Raw genomic sequence first — 10,182 nt, 5'->3', positions numbered from 1 at the left:
TAGCTGATGGGCTGAAATTTAGATATTTATTGGGCTTTAGCCCAAATTGTATATTGAAAATAATACCGGGAAACAAAAAAACCTTTACAGATAGATTCCATAAAGGTTTTTGATTAATTTTTTAAGATAAAATTATCGCCTGTAAGCCGTGATTTTATCATTGGTATTTTTGGTACCCTTCAGAATAGATACATAAAGTTGATGATTGTTGAGCAATTCAATAGCTTTACCAATCTGATCGTCCTCTCTGATCGAATATTTTATTCTGCCCCTTTGGTAATAATACCTGCTGATAATTTCTTCAGAAAGCAACTGTTTAATTTCATCCTTAAAAGCAATAAAATCTTTGCTTTTGTTATGGGCAATTTTTTTCTCCAGTAACTTAAATTCATCAGCCGATTTATCGTAATATTTTTCCTCAATGGCTATCTTCTTCAAATCTTCGAAAGTTTCTTCCGTTTTAGTCTGGTAGTCGAAATTCTTACCTTCAACAAAGTGAATAAACTGGTTATAATCTTCATCAGAAATTGAAAATTTCTCAGGTGCATCAATGCTGGCATGCAGGAGCGAATATTGAGTGGCAAAATCAAAAATCAAATTTTTACTGTAAAGGTTGATGGCAATTTGACTGAGCAATTCCGGTTTCAAAGGGATGTCGGGAATAACGCCTCCTCCGTTGAAAACTTTACGTCCATTTTTTGTTTTGAATTCAGAAATAAGGGAATCGGGAATATTGCCTACGCTGCCATCCGGGTTACGGTGGCTATAATCCAATGCCTGAATACAACGTCCGCTGGGGATATAATATTTCGCAGTGGTTACCTTCAATTGGGCATTGTAACTTAATGGGCGGGTGGTCTGAACCAGTCCTTTGCCAAAAGTACGTTCGCCGATAATTACGCCGCGGTCTAAATCCTGCATGGAACCGGCTACAATTTCAGATGCCGATGCCGATCCCCTGTTTACCAGGATAGCTAAAGGGATATTGGCATCTACCGCTTCATTTTTGGTAATGTAAACATTATCCCATTGCTTGACTCTGCCTCGGGTGCTAACAACTTCCTGGCCTTTGGGTACAAAAATGTTTGCAATTTCAACTGATTCGTTTAATAATCCTCCGGGATTACCCCTTAAATCAAGAATGATGGAAGTTGCGTGATGGTTTTGCTTTAAATCTATCAAGGCAGCTTTAACTTCTTTTGAAGCATCCGAGGTAAAATTAGAAAGCCTGATGTATCCGATTTTATCGGTAACCATGCCGTAATACGGAACATTATCAATTTTAATAATCTGTCTGATCAAAGTTTTCTTAAAAGGTTTGTTTGCACCTTCACGCTGAACGGTCAATTCAACAGGGGTATTGGGAGTACCCTTGAGCATATCGCTTACCTGGCTTATTTCTTTATCTTTTATTGATTTCCCGTCAATTTCAAGTATAAGGTCTCCGGCTTTAAGTCCATATTTTACAGCAGGAAAATCTTCATAGGGGTCTGCTATTACGGCATAATCGCCACTTTTTCTGATCACTGCCCCAATCCCTCCGTATTGTCCGGTAGTCATAAATTTAAAATCTTCCATTTCCGACTCCGGGATGTATACCGTATAGGGATCCAGATTTTCGAGCATGGCATCTATACTTGTCTTTACGAGTTTTTCAGGATCAGTATTATCCACATAAAATAAATTCAACTCGCGGAATAAAGTGTAGTAAATATCAAGGCTCTTGACAATTTTAAAATCGTTGTCTGCCTCATAAGCCACACCAAATACAGACACTGCTGCAATTAAAACTGCCAATATCCATATTTTTGTCTTCTTCTTCAACTTCAACATTCTCATTGATGCAAATTTTAATACTTTTAGCCCCTTTAAAAAGATCAATAACGAAATAGGGTCTGATTGTTTAACTGAAAAATTATAGAATTATATTTTTATAAAGTATTTAAAAATACGCGAAATTAAGTGAAATATTTTATACTTAACGCAATTAATCCCTTTTTGTTTTTGTACTTCAGGTAAATGATCCAATTGGCATTTCGGTTCTTAAGGTAAATGTGTAATGATAATTACGAATCACTTTATAAAAGTTAGATCATTATAAAATACTATCTTTGCAAAAAATTTAGTGGATGTTTACTGAGTTTAACAATGGTTTATTTGCGAAGGCTTTTTTATATCCGGGGGTGGAAGAAATGAATACAAATTATAATTCTTCCCGGATTACAAGGCCGGATACGTCCAGGCATGTCTCCAAAACGATGAAGAAATCTGAAAATGTTTCTAAAAAACATTCGACCCAGGTACATGCTTCGCTTTCGGCTTCAACAAAAAAAGTAAGTTTATCGCAGGATAGTATCAGGCATGGTTATTCCGATTCAGTAAGCTATTACAGGCCGGACACATTGGTACAATATCCCCCTGCATTTTGCCAGAAACCCGGTATAGTATGGGAAAGTGGCTGTTACCTGAAAAAGGGCAAGGCAAAATTCCCCGGCGTTTCCCAGGAAAATTTATTGACCAGTCTCAGACCAAAGAGCAAAAATGAAAAGAGCTTCAAATACCCTGTGATGGTGCAGGGAAAGAAAAGTTTTTCTATTGAGGTACCCAATAAATCTAAAATTAAAGACAATACAACGAGAATTACCCATAATCAGGATTGGATATTTGGGCTGATTATGATTTGCCTGATTATTTTAGCTTTTGCCAGGCAATTGTATCAAAAATATATCGTACAAATATTCCGTTCTGTAGTTTTTGAGCAGGATGCAGAAACTCTTTTTAATAATAAAAATGCCTTACTGGTAAGGGTTTATATGATATTAAACCTGATATTCCTTTTTAGTGGCGGTTTATTTGCATTTCTGGCCTTCAGATATTATGGTTTACGTGCTTTCCCGGTTAATGATATAACGAATTATTTTATATTTTGTGGCATTTTGGGTGTTGTCAATTTGCTGTTCAATATTTTATGCAAATTTTTCGGTGCGGTTTTTCAAAGTGAGAAAGCATACAAAGAATATGTGCACAACACTTACATGTTCAACAAGAATTTAGGGCTTTGCTTATTGCCCTTAAATGCCTGCATTGTTTTTACAAATCCTCAATATTCGAATTATCTGATCATAACCGGTTTTTGTCTTTGCGGTATTTTCTACATTTTAAGAACAGTTCGGGGAATAAAAATTATTTTGAAAAAAGAGTTTTCAATTTTGTACCTGATTTTCTATCTTTGCACCCTAGAAATTGTACCACTTTTGATATTTTATAAAGTTATAAAATCATTGATGGTACTGTGATGTAGAAAGTTTTTCATTTTTTATTAATATAAATTATACTGCATTGAAAATAAAAAAAATATTGGTTTCGCAACCCAAACCGGAAAATGAAAAATCGCCTTATTTCGAACTAGCCCATAAAAACAATTTGAAGATTGATTTTAAACCGTTTAGTCGTATTGAAGGGGTTACATCGAAGGAGTTCCGGCAAAGTCGTATTGATATTTTACAATATTCTGCAGTAATTTTCACAGGGAAAACTGCAATTAATCATTTTTTCCGGATTTGTGAAGAGATGCGTATTACTGTCCCTGATACGATGAAATATTTTTGCCTGTCCGAATCGGTGGCTTTTTATTTGCAAAAATATATCGTATACCGCAAGCGTAAGATTTTTTATGCAAACGGGAATAATGATGATTTGGCGGAAATTATTTTAAAGCACCGCGAAGAATCGTTTTTCCTGCCTATGTCGAACAATTCTAAGCTGGATATTCCAAAAATCCTGGAGAAGGAGAAAGTTAAATATGCAAAAGCCGTATTATACAGGAATGTTTGCAATGATCTTTCAGAATTGTCAGAATTGAATTACGATATTCTGGTCTTTTACAGTCCATCAAACGTGGAAGCCTTGCTGAAACGTTTCCCGAAATTCATCCAAAATGATACTAAAATTGCTTCATTTGGTGAGTCAACAGCAAAAGCTGTAAAAGCAGCAGGATTAAGACTGGATATTCAGGCCCCTATGCCTGAAGCTCCTTCCATGACCATGGCATTGGAACAGTTCATTAAGGAATACAATAAGAATTGTAAAAAATAGAAGGGTTAAGATTGGAATTCTTAATCATTCCATGAACTTTATATAAAAGATGAGGGGAATTTTTTCCCCTTTTTCTTTATTTTTGTTTCTCCAAAAGTTTTAGATCCTTAAAGTTTTTCCTGCAAAGGAAAGTAATTTCTGTCCGGGTATAACTGTTGAACTTATTTTTATGCTTATTTATTAAGTTTTTATGTTCACTTTCACCAAAGAAGAAAGAATTAGAGGGAAAAAGTCGATAGATAGTCTTTTTAAAGACGGTTTTATTGTCATGAATTATCCCCTGAAAGTAGTCTGGAAAGTTGAAAAAGATAACAGCGGTAATATTAAAGCCGGTGTCTCTGTGCCTAAAAAATTCTTTAAAAGGGCAGTCAGGCGCAATTTGATCAAAAGACGCATAAAGGAATCATTCCGCTTAAATAAACCGGCCATAAAATTGATTTTAGGCGAAGAAAAAGAATCTCTCAGTTTGATGTTCATTTATATCTCAAAAGAGATTATCCCCTATAGGGAAATAGAAAAAAAGGTGGCCTTATGCCTGCAAACAATTACAGAGCAGATAAAGAAAATTGATGAAAAATCTAAGCAGGATGTTTAGCTTCAGAATAAAAAATATTTTCCATTTTATAAATAAGATAGCAGGTTATTTGCCTTTGCTGCTGATTTACTTTTATAAGTACGCCATATCTCCTATGATCCGGCCTACCTGTCGATTTACCCCTTCGTGTTCGAATTATGGGATTGAAGCCATTAAAAAGCACGGAGCCCTGAAAGGGAGCTATCTTACCCTCCGAAGGCTGTTGAGGTGCAATCCCTGGGGAGGGCATGGCTATGACCCGGTTCCCTGATTGATCCTTATTCTTTGTTTTTTGAATCCATATAGATTGTCACTGGGCCATCGTTGTTCAGGGATACTTTCATGTCGGCGCCGAATTCCCCGGTTCCTATTTCTTTTCCTAAATCGGAAGAGAGTTGTCTGATAAATCCTTCATAAAGCGGTATGGCAATATCCCCTTTGGAAGCTTTACTGTATGAAGGGCGGTTTCCTTTTTTTGTACTTGCGTGAAGGGTAAATTGGCTGATTAAAAGAATATCTCCCTGAACATCTTTGACAGAGCAATTCATCACCCCGTTTTCATCATTGAAAATACGCAATCTGACAATTTTACCGCTAATCCATTCTAAATCCTCCTGATTGTCCTGATCTTCAAAACCTGCAAATACCAGTAATCCTTGATGTATTGCCGATTTTATCTTTTTGTTAATGGTAACTGAAGCTTCTGAAACTCTTTGAATGACCACCCTCATATTGTTTGAATTGATTAAAATACCCGTTGTATCGCGGGCAAAGATAGGAATTATGAAGTTTTATCCTTTTCATTTAGAATAGTATTGAAACAGGATATAAGAATTTTTAATTCTTATTCAGTTGATGATCTATGGCTTCAAATAGTTTTTCCGGGTCGATGGGCTTTGCAATAAAGTCATCACAGCCTGATTCTATGCACTTCTCGCGGTCTTCTTCCATTACATTTGCAGTTTGGGCAATGACCGGAATGTTTTTGCGGATATTTTTTATTGCCCGGGTAACATCATAACCATTCATCCCCGTTAGCTGGATATCCATCAGCACCACGTCTATTGCAGGAAATGATTTAAAGGCATTGATGGCTTCCTTCCCATTTGAAGCCTTGTATAATTTGGCATTTGTATTTTTTAATAATTCAGTAATATATTCAATACTGGGCTCATCATCTTCAACCAGTAAAATTGATTTACTGCTCCATTCGAACAAATGTTTTGAATGGATTTCAGGCTTTTTGCTATTTATTCTTGAATTGTTTTTGTAGGGTATGGTAAAATAAAAGGTTGAACCTTTCCCCGGCACAGAGGACACATAAATTTCCCCTCCCAGAAGATTTACCAAACCTTTGGAAATGGCCAGTCCCAAACCTGCTCCCCCGAAACGTCGGCAGGTGGATTCATCGCCCTGCCTGAAACGGTCGAAGATAATTTTTTGCTGTTCTGTAGAAATGCCTATTCCACTATCTTTAACAAAAAACTTCAAATACTTTTTCCCGGAGTTGTCCTTATTTGTTAGCAGTTTGTATCCAAAGGATATGTTCCCGAAACTGGTGAATTTCAGGGCATTTCCTAAGAGATTGGTCAGAATTTGCTGCAACCTTGTTGCATCGCTATGAATAATGCTTGCTGAATCGGATAAATCTTTTTCCAGTATCAGATTGACAGTGTTTTTTTGAGAAGCTTCTGATTTAAAGAATTCATGAAGGTTGTCGAGCAAACGGTTGAGGTAAAAATCCGCTTCGTTTGTTTTCAGTTGACCTGCTTCAATTTTTGAAACGTCAATAATATCGTTTATGAGGGATAAAAGATGTTGCCCCTGCTTGTTGATGATTTCCAGGTACTGCTGGCGGATATCTTCCGGTAGTTCATTCTCCTTTAACAATTGGGTAAAGCCAAGAATTCCGTTCATGGGAGTTCTTATTTCATGCGACATGTTGGCCAGAAAGGCAGATTTCAGGCGGTCTGCTTCTTCGGCCTTTTCTTTTGTCTTGATCAGTTCAAATTCGGCCCATTTCCTTTTGGTTATGTCTAATGCACTGAAAGCTACTCCCAGCAAACAACCTGTATAATCGTAAGCAGGTGAATAGGTTACCTCAAACCACAATTCTTCTTCCGTGGGTAGAATTAATTTTGTCTCATAATGTAATTTTTCGTCATTTAAAGCTTTTTGAAAACTGGTTTTAAATTTTTCCTTGCTGGAGTCCGGTATATAATCGAGTATGTATGAGTCCTTTTTTACTTTTTTATCGAAAAGTGTTGAAACTGTTTCAACCGATTTAATATTGAAAGTCAATAATTTATATTGAGGATTACACAAGGCATAGCTGTGCAGGGAACTGTCAAAAAGAGATTTCAGATTTGCTTTACTTTTTTTAAGCGACTTCTCAAATTCTTTTCTTTGCGTGGAATCGACCAAAGAGACCATAACACTCGAAAAACTATCCTCATAACCAGGTGAAATGATCAGGCTTAGATTGCATATCAAGCTTTTCCCTTTACAGGTAAGCAGCGAAATTTCTTTTTCTATACTTGTTTTCCCTGTTAACACTTCATAAATAATTTCTGTGATTGTTTGTAAGGAAGAAGGAGCAAAAAGTTTGGGAAAATTTGTGCGGATTTCCTCCTTACTGTCGGTTTCAAAAACATTTAGGGTCTTTTGATTGAAATCTTTTATTTTTATAAGGGAAAGGCAATAAAGAATCACATTGGGATTATTGTCAAAGTAGTTTTGAATATCAGGTTTACTACTCGTCAAATTTGTTGAATCAAAATATTTCTTAACTTTTGAAAAATCAAGTTCCAGAATTGGAATGAACGAATGGTCAAAAAGCATGCGGTAATGATTTTTACTGATGCGCAGTTCTTCTTCAACTTTTTTGGAAGCTGTTAATTCCGTGATTATTCCGGTTATATATTTTTTATGATCAGAAGTTGAAAAAAGGGTCTTTTTGGTCAGTATCCAATGGGATTTACCTTTTACATCGGTAAATTTTTCTTCTTTTATGTTGAGTTTCCCTGAATTTAAGACTTCCAGGTCGTTTTTTTTGTAATTTTTAACTTCCTGAGGTAGATAGATATCTTTATCCGTTTTGCCATATAATTCCGAACTTGTTAAACCACACAATTTGAAATAAGCTTCATTGGCAAAAACAAATTCAAGATTTTCGTTTTTGACAAAAACCGGATCATTAATTCCATTCAGAAATTTGTTATAAAATAATTCATTACCTGAAACAGGAAACATATGACTTATAAAGTTACCTGAAGCGGTGGGCTCTTTTAAGAGGTAGGAAATAATCAAATGTTTGTCATTGATAAAAGGATGGTATTGAAAGCTGACACTTGAATCAATTATTCCATTGTTTGAATTTAAACGCTTAATTATTTTATTACTATAGCCTGTTATTTTTACTTCTTTGATGATATTTTGCAAATCTGTTTCAGAAATTATATAGAATTTTCTAATATCCATTTGCAACATAACATCTTTGGTTAAGTGGTAATATTCACAGGTTTTGTTGTTGACAAACCGGATTTTGTAGTTTTTTTCGTTAAAAATGAAGATAAAATGTTGATGGTGCTGCAGGAAGTATTCTAACATTTCTTCCGTTAAAAATTTTAAATTCTTGGGTGAATGGATAAATTTATCCATTTTGATGATATTGAATAAGTTAAATCTCACTTTAATTTAATATAATTTAGTGTTAAGATAATCATTTATAAATGATTATCTAATAGTTAAATATATTTTATAAAAATTTCTGTTCAATTTTTAAATATTTTCACACTTAGCCCTACCTGAGATTGGATAATTATCTTGAAAATTTTGTAAATCTTTTTTCAACCATTTTTCCTTCCGGCAAACTAGTAATCGTCTTAGGGCTGAAAATGAATGAACTTATTCCGATCAGGGGAAATTTTCTCCATTGATTTTCAAAAAGAAAATTATAATCTTGTACGAAAAAAAAAGAGAAATGGCTGATTTTTTCTGTTCAAAAGTGGAGTAATAGTATGGAAGATTTAGAAATCATCAAAATGGATGGATCAATTTTTCTTAACTATAATTTCCTTGGTCCCGTTAAGATTGGCCCGGAAAAATCCTGTTTTGTTGATCAGAAGCCCCTGGGGGCTGTATAAGGTTTTTTGGTAGAAAGGCACATCAGTGACGAAAACCCTATTGTTGTCAATGGCTTTTATTTGGTCAACATTTGAATGTCCTATGACTATGAAATTTGCATTAAATTTTTTCAGTACAGTATCCAATTCGTTATCTTTTATTTTTGAGTAGTCCAGATTATCCTCAATATAGCCTCTGTACCAAAATGGACCCTGTTCACCCAGCAAAAAATTCTGAAATACGGGATCATTCCTGGAGTACCGTTGATTTTGAAGATAGCGTCTTATGGTGTTGTTCAAAGAATCTATATTTGAAGTCATTGAAGCCAGCATGGGGGATAATCCCCCATGGACAAAAACTACATCATTGATGCGCAGGATTGTATTTTTCGTCCTGAGCCAACGGCCTAATTCATAATTGCTTTTATAATGGGATGTATAGTTTAAATTTAAGTTTTTGAAAAGATAGAAATATTTCTTGGAGAGATAATGGGAGTCTTTGGTAAGATTTATGATTTCATGATTCCCTAATAAAAGATGAACATGACCTCCATAACTTGCAGATTGACATTCTAATTTATAAATCAACCAAAGTGATTGTGTAACTCCATCCCCACGGTCAAAAATATCACCCATAAATACCAGATGGTTGTTGGCCCAGTTCCATTTTAATTGACTATCAACAATATGATTGTTGATCAGGAGATTTTTCATGCCTTCATAGCCGCCATGTACATCCCCTACTACAAAAATCTGGGCTGTGTCCTGGAAATAACTTTTATCAATATTTTTATTACACTGAAATACAGAATTTATATCGTATATATTTAAAGTAAAAATATCATTCTTTAGTTTCGAAAAGCTTATCACCTCATAAGTCCTGTTTCTTAAGGAATCATGAAAGAGGTAGGTAATTTTGATTTTTTTCCGGTTTACCCATTTGATGTATGGACCATCCGAATAATTGGGAAGATGTCTTTCAAAATATCCTGTAAAGTAGGAATATATTCTTTGATTGTTATGTTTTATGGCATAGTCTGTAGCCGATAATCCTTTTTTGTCCAGGACATTTAAATTGGCCCCCTGGCGAAGTAATAACCTTGCATTTTTTAATCTTCCGTTTGAAGCTGCATGCATCAAAGGAGTTGAACCTATGGAATCGGCAAAGTTGATGTTTGCCCCATTTTTTAGAAGGTCTTTTATAATCAGGGTTTGGGGATATTCTGAGGCGGTTATAAGCAGTTTATTTAAAAAATCGGGACTTTTAGGAGTGAAATTTTGCTGAGAAATTAAACAATGGAAAATTTTAGTTTGCTGATAGATTACTGCATAATGCAAATAATTTTCAATTCTGAAATTACTTAGGGCAGCATCCTGCCTGATAATTTC

The 10,182-nt window shown here is 35.0% G+C and carries 8 protein-coding genes; 4 read left to right on the top strand and 4 right to left on the bottom strand.

Annotation, left to right across the window (positions count from 1 at the left end; all coding sequences use genetic code 11):
• Window positions 1-132 precede the first annotated feature (132 nt).
• Window positions 133-1,833: a S41 family peptidase gene (locus Q8907_07945; GenBank protein MDP4274193.1), complete on the bottom strand. Its 1,701-nt coding sequence runs from the start codon at window positions 1,831-1,833 to the stop codon at window positions 133-135.
• A 296-nt stretch (window positions 1,834-2,129) separates the two neighbouring features.
• On the opposite strand from Q8907_07945, the gene Q8907_07940 reads away from it, so the two are divergent.
• The 4 genes from Q8907_07940 to yidD all read left to right on the top strand — a co-directional run bounded on the left by Q8907_07940 (window position 2,130) and on the right by yidD (window position 4,940).
• On the top strand, window positions 2,130-3,296 hold the full coding sequence (locus tag Q8907_07940) for a DUF4271 domain-containing protein (protein MDP4274192.1): 1,167 nt from the start codon (window positions 2,130-2,132) through the stop codon (window positions 3,294-3,296).
• Window positions 3,297-3,339: 43 nt separating this feature from the next.
• Entirely contained in the window at window positions 3,340-4,095 is a 756-nt protein-coding gene (locus Q8907_07935) for a uroporphyrinogen-III synthase (GenBank protein MDP4274191.1), read from the top strand.
• A gap of 190 nt (window positions 4,096-4,285) precedes the next feature.
• Window positions 4,286-4,690: a ribonuclease P protein component gene (gene rnpA, locus Q8907_07930; protein MDP4274190.1), complete on the top strand. Its 405-nt coding sequence runs from the start codon at window positions 4,286-4,288 to the stop codon at window positions 4,688-4,690.
• A gap of 28 nt (window positions 4,691-4,718) precedes the next feature.
• The gene (gene yidD / locus Q8907_07925; protein MDP4274189.1) at window positions 4,719-4,940 is read left to right on the top strand and encodes a membrane protein insertion efficiency factor YidD; all 222 of its coding nucleotides are present in this window, start codon (window positions 4,719-4,721) and stop codon (window positions 4,938-4,940) included.
• A 7-nt stretch (window positions 4,941-4,947) separates the two neighbouring features.
• Here the strand turns inward: yidD and dtd are convergent, their stop codons facing one another.
• The 3 genes from dtd to Q8907_07910 all read right to left on the bottom strand — a co-directional run.
• On the bottom strand, window positions 4,948-5,400 hold the full coding sequence (gene dtd / locus Q8907_07920) for a D-aminoacyl-tRNA deacylase (protein ID MDP4274188.1): 453 nt from the start codon (window positions 5,398-5,400) through the stop codon (window positions 4,948-4,950).
• 106 nt (window positions 5,401-5,506) lie between these two features.
• Window positions 5,507-8,278 carry an ATP-binding protein gene (locus Q8907_07915; GenBank protein MDP4274187.1) on the bottom strand — a complete coding sequence of 924 codons (2,772 nt, stop codon included), beginning with the start codon at window positions 8,276-8,278 and terminating at the stop codon, window positions 5,507-5,509.
• Window positions 8,279-8,721: 443 nt separating this feature from the next.
• The coding region (locus tag Q8907_07910; protein ID MDP4274186.1) for a metallophosphoesterase at window positions 8,722-10,182 on the bottom strand (1,461 nt) is incomplete at its 5' end.

Source organism: Bacteroidota bacterium (assembly GCA_030706565.1).
In the GTDB taxonomy this organism is placed as follows: domain Bacteria; phylum Bacteroidota; class Bacteroidia; order Bacteroidales; family JAUZOH01; genus JAUZOH01.
This window is presented reverse-complemented; position numbering and strand designations above follow the sequence as displayed.

Bases quoted from the DNA above. Each gene is read 5' to 3' on its own strand.
- Q8907_07945 (MDP4274193.1), bottom strand. From the start codon at position 1,833: ATGTTGAAGTTGAAGAAGAAGACAAAAATATGGATATTGGCAGTTTTA.
- Q8907_07940 (MDP4274192.1), top strand. From the start codon at position 2,130: ATGTTTACTGAGTTTAACAATGGTTTATTTGCGAAGGCTTTTTTATAT.
- rnpA (MDP4274190.1), top strand. From the start codon at position 4,286: ATGTTCACTTTCACCAAAGAAGAAAGAATTAGAGGGAAAAAGTCGATA.
- dtd (MDP4274188.1), bottom strand. From the start codon at position 5,400: ATGAGGGTGGTCATTCAAAGAGTTTCAGAAGCTTCAGTTACCATTAAC.
- Q8907_07915 (MDP4274187.1), bottom strand. From the start codon at position 8,278: ATGTTAGAATACTTCCTGCAGCACCATCAACATTTTATCTTCATTTTT.